This is a genomic window from Gluconacetobacter asukensis (assembly GCF_014174375.1).
Lineage (GTDB): Bacteria > Pseudomonadota > Alphaproteobacteria > Acetobacterales > Acetobacteraceae > Gluconacetobacter > Gluconacetobacter asukensis.
In genome coordinates this window covers 14,869-32,469 of record NZ_JABEQE010000004.1, presented here as the reverse complement: position 1 = coordinate 32,469, position 17,601 = coordinate 14,869, and the positions used below count along the sequence as shown (strand labels likewise).

The window sequence follows — 17,601 nt, the reverse complement described above, 5'->3', positions numbered from 1 at the left end:
CATTTTGCCATCGCATCGTTCTCTATGCTTGAAATTATTAAATTAATTTCAACATATGGGGGTATGTTGGATATTTTTTGGGGAGCTTCTATATTGATTTTGTCGATAAACATTGCGTTTGTTTCTGTATTTTATATTATAACGCGGGGAAATTATTCATTAAATAAGAATTTTTTTCTCTACGAAAAGGTTATAAATTCAATTTATCGTAATAAAAATTAAAGACATCTGGATATTAACGACCAGAAACTCGCCGACGAGTTTTCCATATCAACTTCGCGAGCCAGACAAATAGTGGCCGTGCAGGAGATGACTCGTTGACATGCTGGAGCAGGTGAGGGCTCCCCTCAGGCACGTGACCTGAAATGTCCTGCAAAAGTCTTGGAGATGACAAGCCGATGACCGGCACAGCGCCGACCGAAACGAGAGATGCCGTTTGGCTGTCGTCGTCCGAGGTCGAGTCACACATACAGGACAGCCGGCCATTGTCATCTCGAAAGACGAAGCACGCGGGCATGACCGGCGACCACGACGCCCTTGCGGCTGCTTCGTGCAATGCGCGCGCCGTGCTGCGCCAGGTTGCTTTGCTTCGGGGGAAAATCGGGCCGATCGCCACAGCTGCTCAACAAGCTGCGTGGCAGATATCGGCGGCATCGGGAGAACCGAAATAATGAGCGACAAGCAGACGACCAATGAGTGTGACATCGTTCAGATTACCCCATGTTCAGGTTGGAGCTTCCGACATCAAAATGAAGGTCAGGCCGACAGCGTGTATCCCGTTGCAGCATGGGCGCTCCCGCAGGACAGCGGCGTCATCGGTTTGATCCCCGCGCGCGGAGCTGTCACAGAGCTAAATATCGCGCGCCTGATGCTGCCTCCCCCCGTTGGGAGGCTCATATGAACTCACTCCAGGCGAACGCGAGCCAGCAATCTCGAACATCATCTCAGGATACGAGCCTCGGGATCGTTACCGGCCTGGGCAAGACAGCGACACAGACCATTTTGCCCGAGCGGACGTGGTGGAGATGCTGAAGCGCGCATACGCACAAGGCCACTCGAATGCTGGCGGCACAGATCGTGGCTGACAATCAGACGACAGGTTTTTGTTTTGGGACTTATGTCCGCTTTACGAAAAGCCAAACTCTTACCTAGGTGTCCGGGATGTAGGCGGAAGCGGAAGGTCTGCGTCCCTCATACCCTATTGGTCAGTTCGTCCAGAGCTCTGACGATCGTGTCCTGATCACGTTCAGGCTGGGTGCCGAAGGCGGCTTCAAGCCGTGTGGCGGGAACTTTCGACCGGTCGAACGGGTGTGCCGGTTCCGGCCGCCGGGGTTTGGGTAGATGACGGATTGCGGCATCGGCTCTGAGCGTCGAGAATGTGTCGCTCGGGAGGCTGTGCCGTGTGTGCTGATTGTTCACTGCGTCGATCACATCGACGCGCTGCTATCGCGCGGAGGGCGGCTTCTCTCGCGCGCTCCGGCTGAGCTGACGGACGCTTTCTCCACGAGAGCGGGAGGAGGCTGACAGGCGCTTATGCGATGCCGAGCATGCGCATCTTGCGATAGAAGGTGGCGCGGCTGATGCCGAGGGTGCGGGCCGCGCGGGTGACGTTGCCCTGGGTGGTGGCGAGCGCGGTGCGGATGACGCTTTCTTCCGCCTTGCGGAAGCTGGGGGAGTCGTCGCCTTCGAGGGCCGAGAGCAGGTTGGGCTGCTCGCGGATCATCTCGTCCGTCCAGTGCATCAGCGTGCGCGCGGCGCGGGTGGCGCCGACCACCTGCCCGTCTTCGTCGATCGCGACCAGTGGCGCTGAGCAGCCATCGGCCGCGTCCAGCAGCAGCACCTTGCGCCCGTCATAGCGGGTGCGGAACAGCTGTTCCTCGATCCGGCGGCCGGCCAGGGTGAGCGTGTCCATCAGCAGGGGGGCGGCGGGGCGCGACGAATCCCCGTGGAAGGCGGCGAGGTTGAGTGCCCCGACCATCTGCCCCTGCGCGTCGAATATGGGAGCCGCGAAACTGGCCAGCAGCGACAGGCAGAAACGCCAATGCTCGCCCTGGCCGAGGAAGATCGGGTCGCCGTCGCGCACGCAGGTGCCCACGCCGTTGGTGCCGGCGATGGCCTCGTCCCACATCGCGCCCTGTTGCAGGCCCATCCGGCGGCAATGGGCGGACTGGGCCTCGTCCGCGCAGCGGGCCAGCAGCGTGGCGTCGGGGTCGGCCAGCAGCACCAGCAGGCCCATGGGATAGACCAGGTCGAACAGGCGCCGCATTTCGGGCAGGGCCGCCCGCATCAGCGGGACGGAGCGCCCGCTGACCTGGCGGAATTCGGCACCGCTGAGGATGTCGGCCGCCCAGCCCTGGGCCGGATCGACATTGTGGGCGGCGGCGCAGCGCTGCCACGAGCGTTCCACCATGATGCCGCCGGCGCTGTTTCGCACCGCGCCAGTGCTGCCTCTCAGGAGAGCTGCCTGTTCCATCGCCTGCCGCCGCGCCCGCTTCTTCACAACACGCTGTGGAGCGCCGGACCGGCCGCATCGGGTCGGCGACGGCGCCCCCACAGGATTTGTCAGGACATTCCGGTCCTGAATTTACGCATAATACATATATACATCTTCTGGCCGCCGCCAGGTCAATGCCCGGCAACAAGGCGCGGCGGCAAGAAGTCGTGATGATGGGAACCGGCTACAGGCGCGGGTTACCAGAGATAGACCAGCTTGATGTAATAGGCGTTGCTTTCGGGCGTGTTGCGGCCTTCGACCGAATGCGTGTAGCGGGTGGTGAAGGAGAAGTTCTTCGCGATATTGAACATCATGCCCACGCCCAGCGCGACCTCGCGGCCGCTGGAATCCTTGACGTAGGCCTGGGTGGTATTGTTGTAGGTACCCGTGACGTTCTGCCAGTCGAAGGCGAAGAACGGTTCGAGCAGCTTGGTGGCCTTCCAGCTCCAGCGCAGGTTGGAATAGAAGACGATTCCGGGGAAATAGCTGTTCTGGCCCCTGATATGCTTCGTCGAGCCCACGACGGTGCCCACGTCGCCGTCGAAGCTGAAATGTTTCCATTCATAGTCGAAGATGAAGCTGGAGATGTTCGACCAGTAATTGGGCGAGGTGGCGTCACGCGTGCCCACCGGGGTCTGCATGAAGGTCTGGAAGCCGAAGGTGCTGTGGGCGTTCGGCTTGAACCAGGCAGCGGGGCCGACGATGGTGGGGCCCAGGCCGCCATAGTTCTTGCCGTTGGCCAGGGTGAAGCTTTCGGCCTGGATGATCTCGAAGGCGAAGCCCACATGGGGAATGGCCTCGAAGCTGCGGAAATGGACGTATTTGGTCAGGCCCGACCAGGTGTGGCTGCCCTGCCCTGCCGTGCGCTGGCCCGAGCCGTTGTAATAGGAGCCGGCCGCGTTGCCGTCGCCGTACTGCACCAGCACGTTGAAGGGCTGGAAATCGACCGGCAGGTCATATTCGTGCGGGCCGATGATGCCGAGCGTGACGTCCGCGGCATGCGCCGCGGGGGCTGCGCCGAGCAATGCGATACCGGGGATGGAAAGCCGGACCAGGGTCCGAAGCCATTCCGGCCGTTCTGTCAAACGCATTGGTTTGATTCCGTTGGGGGCGATGCCGGGCGCGCATGACGCGCGCCCGGCACCTGTTGTTGTTTATTATTGATTATTGGGCGGTCGCGCCGGTTCCCGGCGCGCCGTCGAGCGTATAGGCGATGATGTAGTCGCCGCTGCGCGTGCCCAGGCCGCCATGGCCGCCGGCCGCGATCAGGACATACTGCTTGCCGCCGATCTCGTAGGACATCGGGGTGGCCTGGCCGCCCGCCGGGAGACGGTCGCGCCAGATCACCTTGCCCGTCGCGAGGTCGAAGGCCCGCAGGTAGTCGTCGGCGGTGGCGCCCATGAAGACGACGCCGCCCTTGGTCACGATGTTGCCGCCGATATTATACATGCCGGTGGGCAGGGGCAGGTTGTCGTGCGTCCGGAACGGGCCGGTGTCGCGGGTGGTGCCGACCGGATGCTGCCAGACGATCTTCTTCGTCACCAGGTCGATCGCCGTCAGCGTGCCCCAGACCGGGCCCTTGCAGGGGATCTGCAGCGGGTTCAGCCAGGGATTGGTGTAGGCGATGTAGGGCGTGCCGTAATCCGGCGAGACCGACAGCGCGTCACCCTTGGCCGCGGGCTCTTCGCCCTGGCCGTTCCATTTGGGCAGCGTGCCCGGCCCTTCCAGCGTCTGGCGGTGATCGAGCTTGATGCGGAACGGCAGGTAGCTCGCGTTCGCCAGCATGATCTTGCGCTGCGGGTCGATCGTGATGCCCTGCCAGTCGACGACGCCGTAGAAGGCCGGGTAGACGATCGTGGTCTTGCCGATATGCGGCGGGGTGAACTGCCCGTCATAGGCCGACTGACGGTACTGGATGCGGCAGATCATCTGATCCAGCAGCGTCGCACCCCACATGTCGGTCTCTTTGAGGTCCGGCGGCGAGACCGAGGGCATCGCGGTCGGGTAGGGCTGGGTCGGCGACACGCGGTCGTCGGGCGCGATGCCGGCGGTCGGCACCTTGCGTTCCTCGACCGGGTAGCCGGGGACCGGCTGGCCGGTGCGGCGGTCCAGGACGAAGAATTCGCCGCGCTTGGTGCTCTGCACCAGGGCGGGGATCATCTCGCCGCTCGGGCCGGGGAGGTCGACCATCGACGGGCCGGACGGGATGTCCATGTCCCACAGGTCGTGATGCACGGTCTGGTAGGTCCAGCGGCGTTCGCCGGTCACGATATCCAGCGCGATCGTCGCCGAGGAGGTGGCGTCGTCGAACGGACGGCGCGAGCCGCCCCAGTTATCCGGCGGGGCGTTGCCGGTGGGGATATAGACCAGGCCCAGGTCGGGGTCGGCCGTATAGACGCCCCAGGCGTTCGGCGTGTCGCGCGTCAGCACGTCATCCGGGCCGGGTGTCCAGGTTTCCGGCGTGTGGCCGGCATCCCAGGCCCAGGCGATCGCGCCCGTCGTGGCGTCGAAGCCGCGCACCGCGCCCGAGGGTTCGAAATTGGCCTGGTTGTCGAAGATCCAGCCGCCGGTGATCAGGCGGTTCTTGGCCACCAGCGGCGGCGAGGTGACGAAATGGAACCCGTGCGGCACATGGCCCAGATACTGGCGCAGCGAAATGAAGCCATGATCGCCGAAATCATCGCACGGTTTGCCGGTTTCGGCATCGAGCGCCACGATGCGCACATCGGCCACCGGCGAGTAGATGCGCGTGCGGCAGCTGGTCTGGATTTCGTCCGGGATCTTGTAATAGGTCACGCCACGGCAGGAGAGATAGACGTTCTTCTCCTGGTCGGCCTTCGCGGGCTGCGGGTCGAACTTCCATTTGACCTTGCCGGTCGCCGCGTCCAGCGCCATCACCCAGCTATGGGGCGTGCACATGTACAGCGTGTCGCCGACCTTGATGGGCGTGACTTCCAGGTTGAATTCATGCCCCTGGTCGGGGCCGGCGACCGTGCCTTCGCCGATCTGCTGGACATCGCCCGTCCGCGTCAGCCAGGCACGCTTCAGATGGCCGACATTGGCCGTCGTGATCTGGCCCAGCGGCGAATAGCGGTCACCGCCCATGGTGCGGCCATAGGCCTGCCAATCGCCGGCGGGGATGCCGTCGGCGGCGGAATCGGCGGCTTCCTGCGCCGCCATGCGGTCGGCCGGCACCGTGCCGTCGATCGAGTAGGAGGTGAAGCAGCTGACCACCAGCGCCAGGGCGCCGACGCCGACCGCGCCCAGCATTTCGCGCTTGTCGGCCAGCCAGGTTCCGCCCTGCCGCCAGACCCATGGCAGCAGCATCCACACACCGATGCCCACCAGCGTGAGCAGGCGGACTTCGAGGTTCCAGATGTTGAATCCGACCTCGTAGAGCGACCACAAGGTGGCGAACAGCAGCAGACCGGCATAGAGCCGCAGCGCCAGTTTGGGCGATTTGAATCCCGCCAGCGCGGCGCCGATCATGACGGCGCCCGCCAGGGCGTAGAACCAGGACCCGCCCAGGACGAGCAGGTATCCACCACCCAGGAAAAGAAAAAGCCCCACAAGGGCCATCAGGATCGAGGTGACGATCGAGAACACACTCGTAATCATCTCGCGTATGTTCCTATTCTTTATTGAAGTTTCCGTGATCCGGAACAACTCGTGAGGCTGCGGCCCCATGGCTATTGCCGACCAGCGTGCTTATCGTCATGAAGGTTTTCGGATCGCTACGATCCTGTAAGCTCTTTCACACGAACGTGTCCCGACCCGCACCGACTGTCGCAAAGCTGAGACAGTCGTATCCGGCCGGGGAACGGGCCGGGCCGGGGCCATGGGGCCGTTCCCCCTGCCCCTTCATATGATGTATGCGGGGGCTGTATCGCGATCGATACGTCCTCCCGCTGCGGATCGCCCCCCATGTCCGACGTCGCCCGCTATGAGTATTTCCTGTTCCTGCTGCTGGTGATCCTGGCGCTGGAGCGGCTGGCGCGGCGGCTGGCGCTGCCGCCGGCGGCTGCCTTTATCCTGGGCGGCACGGGGCTGGCCCTGCTGCCGGGCACGCCGGAGCTGACGCTGGACCCCGACCTGGTCATGGTCGTGTTTCTGCCGCCCCTGCTGATGAGCAGCGCCTGGTTTACGGCGTGGCATGAATTCCGCCGCAACCTGCGCGGCATTCTGGCGCTGGCGGTCGGCACCACTTTGTTCACCACGCTGGCGGTGGGCATTGCCGCGCGGCTGGCGGTGCCGTCGCTGCCCTGGGCGGTGTGTTTCACGCTGGGGGCCATCGTCTCGCCGCCCGATGCGGTGGCGGCGGAGGCGGCGATGGAGCGGTTGAGCCTGCCGGGGCGGATCACCTCGCTGCTGTTGGGGGAGAGCCTGCTGAACGATGCCACCGGGCTGGTGCTGTTCCGCTTTGCGCTGGCGGCGGCGCTGACCGGGTTGTTCGACCCGATGGCGGCGGTGGGGGCGTTCTGTCTTGTTTCGGTGGGCGGGGTGGCGATCGGGGCCGTGCTGGGGTGGGGCGGGCTATTCCTGATCCGCCGGTTGCGGGACAGCGACCTGATCATTACCGCGACCGTGCTGCTGGCGGCGGCGTCTTATATCGGGGCTGACCGGCTGCATGTCTCCGGCGTGCTGGCGACTGTGACCACCGGGCTGATGCTGGGGTGGAACCAGCATGCCGATTTCAGCGCCGGCACGCGCGTGCGAGCGCAGGCGTTCTGGAAGGTGATGGTGTTTCTGCTGCAATCGGTGCTGTTCATCCTGATCGGCCTGTCGTTGCGCGGCGTGCTGCATCGGCTGGAGGGCACGGCGGACCTGCTGCACCGGCTGGTGATTCCGATGGCCGCCATTCTGGCGACCATGATCGTCTCGCGCTTCGTGTGGCTGTTCGGTGCCGATGCCGTACGGGCGGTGCTGCGGCGCTGGTGGCCGCGCCAGTTCGCGACCCCTTCCCTGCCCGAGACGATTGTCATGGGGTGGTCGGGGATGCGTGGTGTCGTCACGCTGGCGGCGGCGCTGTCGCTGCCCGAGGCCCTGCCCGGCCGCGACCTGGCGCTCTGCTGTGCCTTTGCCGCGATTCTGGTGACGGTGCTGTTGCAGGGGATCACGCTGGAGCCGCTGGTTCGGGCGCTGAAGCTGACCGATGACGAGGCGGCGCGTATCCAGAGCGATGAAAACACGGCCTGGGTGCGGGTGGCGGAGGCGCAGTTGCGGGCGATCGAGCGGGCATCGCGCCGGCCGGATGGTACCGAGCGGCATCCGCGGCTGCTGGAGCAGTATCGGCACCGCCTGCGTGTGACGCGCGATTATGCGCAGGATATGGCAACCCACCGGCCGGAGGAGATTGCGCATTATCAGGCGGTGCTGGCGGCGATTCAGGCGGCGCGGGCGGAGATCCTGGCGCTGCATCATCATGGGCAGATCCATGACCATGTGCTGCGAGAGATGGAGCAGGATCTGGATATGCAGGAGATTGCGGCGGGAACGCGGTTGTAGGGTTGGTGGGGGTGTAAGCGTGGGCCGACAATTGACGGGAGTGTGACAGCTTGCGTCCGCATGCCAGACGCTCGTGATCGCCCCGGCGAGCGTCAGAAGCGGATGGTCAGAGCTCCGTTTTGCGGTAGGGCACCCCATTGAAGCGTAAGCTCATCGAGACGATCCCGGATCGCCTCTACATCGTCCCGTGAAACTGCCGCGATACGGTGCCCTCGGGACTCGCACGCATGCTCATACGTTGAAAGGAGATCTGCTGCCGATACGCGCCCACCCCACATTTCGGCTTGAAACGTTTCCACCAGCCGCTCTACTGCTTCGTCGCTGTCCCCTGCACCTGTTGTGAATGCCGACGCCTGTCCTTCCTTCACCAACGAGAGGAAACCGCGATGGGCCAGTACGCTCTCTACTGCGTAATGCACCATGTCGTGGGGAATGATCCCTTGTTTTGGGCATGCAACACTCTCTACTGTTCCATCACTCCGGACGATGGTCAGCTCGTCATACTTACCGCTGCGTTTTACGAACATCAGTTCCATCATTCGAGCCTACTCAACCGAACGACTGCTTACCAGTTCAGAAGCCGACCTTCCACTTTCCTGCCAATCGGGACATACCGTCTGTGCGGGCGTGTCGGATTCCGTTCCAAAAAACCTGATGGAAATAAGATAGCTTCCATCAGGAGTTTCAATTCATGGGAAAGGGTGGCTGGCCGTTGGAGGCGGTTACGCCGCCATCGACGGGCATGATGAGGCCAGTGATGTAGGCGGCGTCGGGGCTGGCCAGGAAGGAAATGGCAGCTGCCATGTCTTCGGGTTCTCCGAGGCGGCCGAGGGGGATACGGTCTTCGACACGTTTGACGAAGGCCTTGTCCTTCACGGCGTCTTTGGTCATGCCGGTGCGGGTTACGGATGGGCAGATGGCGTTTATGCGCACGCCCGTGTGCCCGTGGTCCATGGCCATGACGCGGGTGAGGTTGACGACGCCGCCCTTGGCGACATCGTAATAGGCCGTGTTCCAGTCTCCGCGCATTCCGGAGACGGAGGCGACGTTGACGATGTTGCCGACCGATTGGATGAGCATCGGGAGGAAGGTGCGGCTGACGTCGATCGTGCCGTTGAGGATCGTGGCGCAGACGGTGTTCCAGGATTGCAGATCGGAATCGAGCACCGTGCCCATTGTCGTTACGCCGGCATTGTTTACCAGCACGTCCAGCGTGCCGAAATGCTGGCGGGTCAGGTCCAGCAGGGTCTTGACCTGGGCGGGGATGGAAATGTCCGTGAGGGAGGGGATGGCCCGTTTCGGGTCCAGGCCCGCCATGACGGCATCGAGGGCCTTTGCATCGCGGTCGACGAGGATGACGCTGGCGCCTTCTTCGAGAAAACGCAGTGATGTTGCGCGACCGATACCCGAAGCGGCCCCGGTTACGATCACCTTGCGGCCTTTGAAGCGCGACAATCCGTCCAGCGCCATGATGTGTTTCCTCCGTTTCATCACTCCAGAGCGGCAATGCGCCGAAAGCGCATGCGCCTGGACGTTGCGGATTTTCATGCCAGGCCCAGAGGCACCGTTTCGCTCGGTCCTTGCGGGAGGCCCCTTCCCCATTTTCGGAGAACATTCAGGGTGGCACATGAATAATTGCGGCGTGCCGCAGGGACTTTAACGCGCAATATGTTAACAAGTTCCCACTCTGTGGGCGGGATTATCCTGTCTCTTTCCGACCATTTACGATTCTCCTGCACATGGCATTGGATTGTCGGGAATGGCGGCAAGAATTGCGACGTTGAGCGTGTCGCGCGCGATGACCGAATGATGTGCAGGCTGATGCTATCGGCGAGGGAGAAGCCTGGTCCCGGCATTCCGGTTGTCAGGCCATGGTGACGATATGCTGTACGAAGTCCGAAAAGGCGCGGGCGCGGGCGCTGGTCAGCCTTCCGGCTGGGTAGAGGGCCCAGAGGTCCACAGGTGTGAGGTGCCAGTCTGTCAGGCAGCGGATGACCGTGCCGTTTTCCAGTTCGGGCTGGAACATCCAGTCGGCGGCGATGGTCAGGCCGAGATGGGCCAGGGTGGCGGCGCGGATGCCTTCGGCGGCGCTGAGGTGCAGGCGGGCGTGGAGGGGGATGGTCATTTCCGTGCCGTCGGAGCGGCGGAAGGTGGGTTTGAGAGTGCCGCCGCGTGTGTAGAGGATCGCCTGGTGATTGGGGAGGTCTTCCGGCGTGTCCAGCAATGGGGCGGTGGCGAGGTAGTGGGGAGTGGCGATCAGTGATCGGCGGCCCTGGGCCAGGCGTTTGGCGATGACGGCGCTGTCGTTCATCGGGCCGATGCGGATGGCGATGTCGATGCCTTCCGTGATCAGGTCCACCCTGCGGTCGTCGAGTTCGATATCGACGTCCAGCCTCGGGTGGGCGGCCAGGAAGGGGCCCAGTCTGGGCACGATCTGGATGCGGCCGAAAGTTGTGGGCAGGGCCACGCGCAGGCGGCCGTCGAGGCTGGCGGTGCTGTCGCGTGCCGCGCGGTCGGCTTCCTCGGCCTCGGCGACGATGCGGGCGACGCGTTCGAAATAACGCTGGCCGGCGCTGGTCGGGGTCAGGCCGTGGGAGGAGCGCAGCAGGAGCTGGACGCCGAGCTGGGCTTCCAGTTGGGCGATGGCCTTGGAGACCGCCGGCTGGCCCAGATGCAGGCGGCGGGCGGCGGCGGTGAACGAGCCGGTTTCGACGACCCGCACGAAGGCGGTCATGGCCTGGAGACGGTCCATTATTATTCCAGACTGGAATGGTGACTATGGAATTATCCTGTCTGCCAATCCGATCTGGAACTGTCCATCCTTGATTGCAACGGCGGCCCCTCGCCGCCGCGCCATCCGCCGGGTGGCGAGTTGATGACAGGATAATTTCGATATGACCGACCTGCTGTTTTCGCCGAAATTCGTGGGCCCGATGCGGCTGGACCATCGCATCGTCATGGCGCCGCTGACGCGCATGCGGTCCAGCGCCGGCGACCTGCCCAATGAGTTGATGCGGACCTATTACAGCCAGCGCGCGACGCCGGGTGGGCTGCTGATTTCCGAAGCCTCGCCGGTGGCGTTGACGGGATATGGGTTTGAGCGTGCCGCCGGGATCTATGACGATGCGCAGATTGCCGGCTGGCGGCGCATTACCGATGCGGTGCATGCCAAGGGTGGGCGGATGGTGCTGCAATTATGGCATGTGGGGCGGCAGTCGGCCCGGGTGCTGCAACCGGGTGGTGTGGCGCCGGTCGCGCCCTCGGCCATTCGGGCGGAGGGCACGGCGTGGACGCTGGAGGGGACCGTGCCGTACGACATGCCGCGGGCGCTGGATCGCGATGAGATTCCGGGGCTGATTGCCGCCTATCGGGATGCGGCGGAACGGGCGTTGAAGGCGGGGTTCGATGGGGTGGAGATCCATGGGGCCAATGGGTATCTGCCCGACCAGTTCCTGCAGGATGGGACGAACCGGCGGACGGACGATTATGGCGGCCCGATCGAGAACCGGGCGCGGTTTCTGCGTGAGGCGACGCAGGCGGCCATCGATGTGTGGGGGGCGGCGCGCGTTGGGGTGCGGCTGACGCCCAGCGGGGCCTATGGGTCGATGGCCGACAGCGACCGGCATGCGACCTTTGGGTATGTCGCGGCGATGCTGGACCGGATGGGGGTGGGGTATCTGCATGTGGTACAGCCCCGGATCGGGGCGGATGCGGAGGATAATCCGGTCGATGTCGCCACGCTGCGGCCGCTGTTTACGCGAACGATCATCGCGGCGGGCGGGTTTACGCGGGACAGTGCGGAGCGGCTGCTGGCGTCGGGCGATGCCGATCTGATCGCGTTCGGGCGGAATTTCATCGCCAATCCCGATCTGGTGGACCGTCTGCGCCATGATTGGCCGCTCAACCGGTATGACCGGACGACGTTCTATGGCGGCGATGCGCGGGGTTACACCGATTATCCGTTCCACGACGTGCAGCGGGCGGGGGCCTGACCGGCAAGAGGAAAGAAACGGAACCGATGGATTTCTGTTGTTTCCGTTTCATTGCACCTCGATCGCTCATAACGTGACTGCAACGTCAACCGACGGACACGGACCTTCCGCTTCACCGGACCTTGCCAAAGGAATTATCTGCCATGATCACGCCCGCCACCCGCGATGCAGCGCTGCTCGCTTCCCGCATTGCCCTCTCTGTCCTGTTCCTCGTCATGGGGTGGGGCAAGCTGTCGGATTATTCCGGCGCCGTTGCCTATATGGCCCAGACCGGTGCCCCCTTGCCCGCCCTGTCCGCGCTGGTGGCGACGGGTGTGGAACTGGGCATCGGCGTGGCGCTGGTGCTGGGTGTGTTCGTCGAGCCGCTGGCGCTGCTGCTGGCTGCCTATACCGTTGTGACCGGGTTTATCGGCCATCATTTCTGGACCATGGAGGGAATGCTCCGGTACGACATGATGATCCATTTCTACAAGAATATCGGGATTGCCGGCGGGTTGATCGCCCTTGCGGTGGCCGGACCGGGGCGGTTTGCCCTGCGGCTGGGCCGGTCCGCGAAAACGCCTGCTCTCTGAACCTTCTTCATTCCCTGTAACCGCAAACGCGAATCCGAAAAGGACGGGACCATGACACGCTTTACCACCTCCGATGGGGTTGGCCTCTATTACAAGGACTGGGGCAAGGGGCAGCCCGTTCTATTCAGCCATGGCTGGCCGCTGAGTGCCGATATGTGGGATGGGCAGATGCTGCATCTGGCGGAGAACGGCTTTCGGGCCATTGCCTTCGACCGGCGGGGTTTCGGGCGGTCGGACCAGCCCTGGCAGGGCCATGATTATGACCGGCTGGCCGACGATATTGCCGAACTGATCGCGCATCTGGACCTGCGTGACGTGATCCTGGTCGGGTTTTCGATGGGCGGTGGCGACGTGACCCGCTATATCGCCCGGCATGGCAGCGAACGTGTGGCCAGGCTGGCGCTGCTGGGGGCCGTGACGCCGCTGTTCATGAAGACGGACGACCATCCGGTTGGTCCCGAGAAGAGCGTCTTCGACGGAATCCGGTCTGGATTGCGGGCCGATCGGGCGCAGTTCCTCAAGGATTTTTCACCGGTTTTCTACGGGATCAATCACGGGGCGCAGGTTTCGGACGGTGTGCTGGAGCAGACGTTGCAGATTGCGCTTCAGGGGTCGCTGAAGGCGACAATCGATTGCGTCACCATCTTCTCCGAAACCGATTTCCGTCCGGATATGGCGAAGATCGATGTGCCGACGCTGATCATTCATGGCGATGACGATCAGGTGGTGCCGCTGGAGGCTACCGGGGCGCTGGCGGCGAAGATGATCGCGCAGGCGACGCTGACGATCTATGAGGGGGCGCCGCATGGGTTTGTCGTCACGCATGGGGATCGGCTGAATGCGGATCTGCTGGCGTTTGCGCGGGGGTAAGGGTTCTTCTTTTTCTGAAGAAAAAGAAGCAAAAAGACTTTTATTCGTTTTGGGGCGTCGTATGTCCCGGCAAAAAACTCCTGAACGAATCAAAAGTTTTTTGGTTCTTTTTTCCAAAAAAAGAACAGAAGACCCCGCCCGGATGAACATATCCGGGCGGGGGGTAACCAGTCTTTAGAACGTCGCGTCGACGCGGCCGTAATAGTAGCCGCCGGTCATCGGGATGCCTGCCGCGAAGGTGTCGTAGATGTTCGTCCCGTTATAGCGGGTCGATTGCGGGATTTCGCGGGGGCGGATGTTGAAGATGTTGTTGCCGCCGACCGCGACGTGCCAGTGGGAGTTGACGCGGTAGCCGATCTGCAGGTCGGTCAGCCAGCGGGGTGCGCCCTTGAATTCATACCAGCACTTTGTCGAATATTGCTGGGACGATCCGTCGGCGCAGGTGCCGGTGGCCCAATCCTGATAGGTCAGCAGGCTCTTGGTTTCGCCATAGCGGCTCTGGCGGATGTTGATGTCGAAATCGCCGATGGTCCACAGCGCGTTCAGGATCAGCTTGCTGCGCGGATATTCCGTGGTGAACTGGGAAATGGCCTGTGCATTGAGCAGGGGAATGCCCTTGGCATTGCTGGCGATATGCCCGACGCGGGTGCGGTTGAGATCCAGCGCAGCCGACAGGGCCAGGTTGCCGTAGCGCTGCAGGTGCAGCGTGTAGTCCGCCTTGATATCCACGCCCTGGGTGCGGGTGCTGGCGCCGTTGGTGATGTAGTTGGCCGTGACGTTCTGGGCCGGGATGCTGGACGGCACCGTGAAGCCCATGGATTCGAGCGCGCTGACTGCCGCCGTTCCATTATAGGTGCTGCTGCTGACCAGGCGGTCGCGGATCGCGATCTGGTAGGCGTCGACCTCGATATGGAAACCGTCGATCGGTTCCAGGACGAAGCCGCCCGACAGGTTCCATGAGCGTTCGGGCTTGAGCGGCGTGGCGCCCAGTTCCCGCGCCGCCGCCGAATTGGCGGGCAGGAGGCCGCCCGCGACCGTCGGCGACAGGGCGGCGGAGCTGTAATGCTGCTCGGCCAGGGTGGGCGCGCGGAAGCCGTTGCTGACCGTGCCGCGGATGGCGATCCGCTTGCTGAAATCGTAGCGGGTCGAGATCTTGCCGTTCTCGGTATTGCCGGAGTCGGTATAGTGCTCGAAACGGCCGGCCAGGTCGATGTCCCAGTGCGGCATGATCTTGAAGTCGGTGTCGATATAGCCGGCCCAGATGTCGCGGCTCCACGAACCGGCATTCGACGGCGTCAGCCCCACGATGGCCTGGGGGCCGCCGAGCTGGTACGACGAGGGTTCGCCCGGCGACAGTTCATAGGTTTCGAGGCGATGTTCCGCGCCGAAGGCCAGGTTGAGCGGGATGTGGAACGGCAGGGTGAAACCCCGGCGGAAATCCAGCTTGTTGTCCCACTGCGCGGCGGTGAAGCCCTTGAGGAAGAACTTGTCCTTGACGTAGCCGCAGCCGTCGCCCGACGCATAGATGGAGGTGGGATCGACCGAGGCGGGCACGCATGTAGACTTCAGCATGCCGAGATTGACGTTGTTGGTCGTGGAGAGATTGACCTGGTCGGCGCCATAGGTGGTGCTGAGATTCCAGTCGAAGCCGAAGAGATCGCGGCCCTTGACGCCGAGCGTGGCGGCGTAGTCGTTTTCCTCGCCCACGTCGAGGGGCTCGAAACCGTACGGGTAGGCTGACGGCAGGACGGTGGGCAGGCGAAACTGTTCGAACGCCTGCGAATGGCGATGGGCGTAGGTGATCAGGCCATAGCCTTCGACCTTATCGGTCAGGGGCTTGCCGAAGCTGAGCGCCAGGGATTCCCGTGTTTCCTCGGGAACGTTGGTGACCTGGTTGGAATAGAGGGGGACCGGGAGGCTGCCGGTATAGGCGCTGCCCGTATAGGCGCCGGCGGGGGCCTGGTTTTCGATCAACCGGTGGTCGATGGCCTTGATGACGGAATCGTCGCGGTGCATGTACTGGCCGGACAGATGCAGGTAGCCGTCATCGCCCAGGCGGATGCCGCCATCGGCGTCGAGCTGGGCCGTCCAGCCATCGCCCAGATAGGCGTTGGCGCCGGTCGTTGCGCTGACATGCAGGCCCGAGGGCTTCTTCTTGGTGATGATGTTGACCACGCCGGCGATCGCGTCGGAGCCGTAGAGCGCGGCGGCGCCGTCTTCCAGCACCTCGATATGGTCGATCGCGGCGGCGGGGATCATGTTCAGGTCGGTGGGGGTGGAACCGAAATTCACCCCTGCCCCGGTGCTGATATTGGCGCTGGTATGACGGCGGACGCCATCGACCAGCACCAGCACATGGTTGGGGTTGAGGCCGCGCATGCGGATGGACGATGTCAGCGCATCCGCGTTCTGGCCCATCGCCTGGATGTTGATCGACGGATAGGTGCGGGCCAGCGCCTCGGCCAGGTTGGGCAGGCCGGTGCGGGCCAGCGTGGCGGCGGTGACGACCGTGATCGGGCTGGAACTCTGCCGCGCGTGGCGGTTGGGGGCGCGGGTGCCGGTGACGATGACCTGCTCGTCGGCGTCGGCCTTGTGCTTCGGCTGCGTGCGGGCCTTGGCCTTGGCCGGGGCGGAAGCCTTCACGCTGCCCGTGCCGGTTGCATCGGACGTGCCGGTCGCGGCCCGCGCGGGGGCGGTGGCCGACGCTGCGAAAAGACCGATGACGGCCCAGCAGGTGACCGGTCGCAGGGCGGTGCCGGCCTTCCACCATGATCCGAAGGAGGCTGGCGCGATTCCCTGCCGCTTCGCGGACAGCGCAGCCGGAAGGTCGATGTCGGCGGTGCCCTGTGGTTGCGGCAGCCGGGAATATTGAAGAAGCATATTCGCCACCCTTCTGGTTTGATTGAGGAATGTTCCCGTCATGAAACAGGATATTTACAATGACACCGGCGCGCATCCGAACCGTGGCCGAACCACGGGCCATTTCAGAAAATCCGAGACAGCGACACCAACTGCGTATGCATAAGTTACGATGCAGTTATGAATATGGCCGCATAGTTAAATCCTATGGGTCCCTGCCCGGGCAGCATGGAGGGGCGGGACAAGCGGGGGCCGGGCGCGCCCACCCCGCAGTTTCGTTGACGGGCGGCAGGCCGATGCCTACTATCCGCAGGAACCTTACGCGCGCGACACGGAGTGACAGTTGGACATAAGACGGCTGCAGGCATTTGTAAAAATTATAGATCTTGGCAGCATCTCCCGCGCTGCCGATCTGCTGAACATTGCCCAGCCCGCGCTCAGCCAGCAACTGGCGGCATTGGAAAGTACCTTCAAGCAGAAACTGGTCATCCGGAGCAAGAGCGGCGTGACCCCGACGATGGCGGGGGTGGAGCTGTACCGGCACGCGCAGACGATCAGCAAGCAGCTCGACCGGGCGATGACGGAAATCACGCTCGGCGCGGGGCCGCTGGTGGGCAAGGTTTCGGTCGGTCTTTCGCCCTATAGTGCCGGGTCGACGCTGGCCGTCGATCTTCTGCAGCGGGTGCGGACCAGCCTGCCGGAGGTCGTGCTGCATCTGACCGAGAGTTTCGACGAGATCTACAGCGAGCTGATCATGACCGGACGGCTGGACATGGCGGTGATCCATGGGTCCGGGCCGATCAAGGGTGTTCTGTTCACCCCGTTGATGAAAGAGGATTTTTTTCTTCTTGCGCCGGCATTATTGGAATTTCCGCAAGATGCGTCTGGGGCGGTGCAACTGGCGGACATTATCGAGATTCCGCTTCTGGTCCCGCCCCGGCATAATTTCGTCCGCCAGCGGATCGACATGGCGTTTCTGCGCAAGCAGCTGACGCCCAATATCGTCGCGGAGATCGAGGCGCTGCCGACCCTGCAGGAGGCGATTGCCCAGGGGATTGGCAGTACCATCCTGCCATGGTCGGTCGCCAGCCGGATTGTCGTGCCCGAACGGTCGAAGATCTATCCCCTGCGCAACCCGGTGATTCAGGAAGATGTCTCGCTGTGCATTCCCGAGACGGTTCCGGAAACGGAAGCCTCGGTCGCCGTGCGGGAGCATCTGGTCGCGCTGGCCAAGGCCATGGCGACATCCCGGAACTGGCCGGGAACCCAAGCCACGTAAAGCCGGCCTGGACATGCGCGCTGGCGGCGA

At 63.4% G+C, this 17,601-nt stretch carries 14 protein-coding genes; 7 read left to right on the top strand and 7 right to left on the bottom strand.

Translation table 11 applies throughout. The features are described from left to right. Nucleotides 1-398 precede the first annotated feature (398 nt). Complete coding sequence (locus HLH35_RS05910) at nucleotides 399-671, top strand: hypothetical protein (RefSeq protein ID WP_182978273.1); 273 nt, start codon at nucleotides 399-401, stop codon at nucleotides 669-671. Then, nucleotides 671-901: a hypothetical protein gene (locus HLH35_RS05905; RefSeq protein WP_182978272.1), complete on the top strand. Its 231-nt coding sequence runs from the start codon at nucleotides 671-673 to the stop codon at nucleotides 899-901. Before HLH35_RS05910 ends, HLH35_RS05905 begins: the two co-directional genes overlap by 1 nt. 630 nt (nucleotides 902-1,531) lie before the next feature. Here HLH35_RS05905 and HLH35_RS05900 read toward each other — a convergent pair. The 3 genes from HLH35_RS05900 to HLH35_RS05890 form a co-directional block, all read right to left on the bottom strand. Beyond that, nucleotides 1,532-2,410 (bottom strand): helix-turn-helix domain-containing protein, encoded by an 879-nt coding sequence (locus HLH35_RS05900; protein ID WP_246384911.1) that lies wholly within the window; start codon nucleotides 2,408-2,410, stop codon nucleotides 1,532-1,534. A gap of 281 nt (nucleotides 2,411-2,691) precedes the next feature. Then, nucleotides 2,692-3,585 carry a transporter gene (locus tag HLH35_RS05895; protein WP_182978270.1) on the bottom strand — a complete coding sequence of 298 codons (894 nt, stop codon included), beginning with the start codon at nucleotides 3,583-3,585 and terminating at the stop codon, nucleotides 2,692-2,694. 73 nt (nucleotides 3,586-3,658) lie between these two features. Continuing rightward, nucleotides 3,659-6,112, bottom strand: a complete 2,454-nt coding sequence (locus tag HLH35_RS05890) for a membrane-bound PQQ-dependent dehydrogenase, glucose/quinate/shikimate family (protein ID WP_182978269.1) — start codon at nucleotides 6,110-6,112, stop codon at nucleotides 3,659-3,661. Between the two features lie 306 nt (nucleotides 6,113-6,418). On the opposite strand from HLH35_RS05890, the gene HLH35_RS05885 reads away from it, so the two are divergent. Further along, entirely contained in the window at nucleotides 6,419-7,999 is a 1,581-nt protein-coding gene (locus HLH35_RS05885; protein WP_182978268.1) for a Na+/H+ antiporter, read from the top strand. A 92-nt stretch (nucleotides 8,000-8,091) separates the two neighbouring features. On the opposite strand, the gene HLH35_RS05880 is transcribed toward HLH35_RS05885, so the two are convergent. The 3 genes from HLH35_RS05880 to HLH35_RS05870 all read right to left on the bottom strand — a co-directional run bounded on the left by HLH35_RS05880 (nucleotide 8,092) and on the right by HLH35_RS05870 (nucleotide 10,751). Continuing rightward, nucleotides 8,092-8,538, bottom strand: a complete 447-nt coding sequence (locus HLH35_RS05880) for a phasin family protein (protein ID WP_220790562.1) — start codon at nucleotides 8,536-8,538, stop codon at nucleotides 8,092-8,094. 145 nt (nucleotides 8,539-8,683) lie between these two features. Next, a complete protein-coding gene (locus tag HLH35_RS05875) occupies nucleotides 8,684-9,469 on the bottom strand; it encodes a meso-2,3-butanediol dehydrogenase (RefSeq protein WP_182978267.1) in 786 nt (261 codons plus the stop codon). 394 nt (nucleotides 9,470-9,863) lie between these two features. Beyond that, nucleotides 9,864-10,751 carry a LysR family transcriptional regulator gene (locus HLH35_RS05870; protein ID WP_182978266.1) on the bottom strand — a complete coding sequence of 296 codons (888 nt, stop codon included), beginning with the start codon at nucleotides 10,749-10,751 and terminating at the stop codon, nucleotides 9,864-9,866. A 142-nt stretch (nucleotides 10,752-10,893) separates the two neighbouring features. Between HLH35_RS05870 and HLH35_RS05865 the strand changes: the two genes are divergently transcribed. The 3 genes from HLH35_RS05865 (at nucleotide 10,894) to HLH35_RS05855 (ending at nucleotide 13,433) form a co-directional block, all read left to right on the top strand. Then, nucleotides 10,894-11,991 (top strand): alkene reductase, encoded by a 1,098-nt coding sequence (locus tag HLH35_RS05865; protein ID WP_182978265.1) that lies wholly within the window; start codon nucleotides 10,894-10,896, stop codon nucleotides 11,989-11,991. Between the two features lie 143 nt (nucleotides 11,992-12,134). Further along, entirely contained in the window at nucleotides 12,135-12,563 is a 429-nt protein-coding gene (locus tag HLH35_RS05860; RefSeq protein ID WP_182978264.1) for a DoxX family protein, read from the top strand. 51 nt (nucleotides 12,564-12,614) lie between these two features. Continuing rightward, the gene (locus tag HLH35_RS05855) at nucleotides 12,615-13,433 is read left to right on the top strand and encodes an alpha/beta fold hydrolase (protein ID WP_182978263.1); all 819 of its coding nucleotides are present in this window, start codon (nucleotides 12,615-12,617) and stop codon (nucleotides 13,431-13,433) included. Between the two features lie 174 nt (nucleotides 13,434-13,607). On the opposite strand, the gene HLH35_RS05850 is transcribed toward HLH35_RS05855, so the two are convergent. Next, entirely contained in the window at nucleotides 13,608-16,313 is a 2,706-nt protein-coding gene (locus HLH35_RS05850) for a TonB-dependent receptor plug domain-containing protein (RefSeq protein WP_182978262.1), read from the bottom strand. A gap of 322 nt (nucleotides 16,314-16,635) precedes the next feature. On the opposite strand from HLH35_RS05850, the gene HLH35_RS05845 reads away from it, so the two are divergent. Then, nucleotides 16,636-17,571 carry a LysR substrate-binding domain-containing protein gene (locus tag HLH35_RS05845; RefSeq protein ID WP_182978261.1) on the top strand — a complete coding sequence of 312 codons (936 nt, stop codon included), beginning with the start codon at nucleotides 16,636-16,638 and terminating at the stop codon, nucleotides 17,569-17,571. Nucleotides 17,572-17,601: the final 30 nt, after the last annotated feature.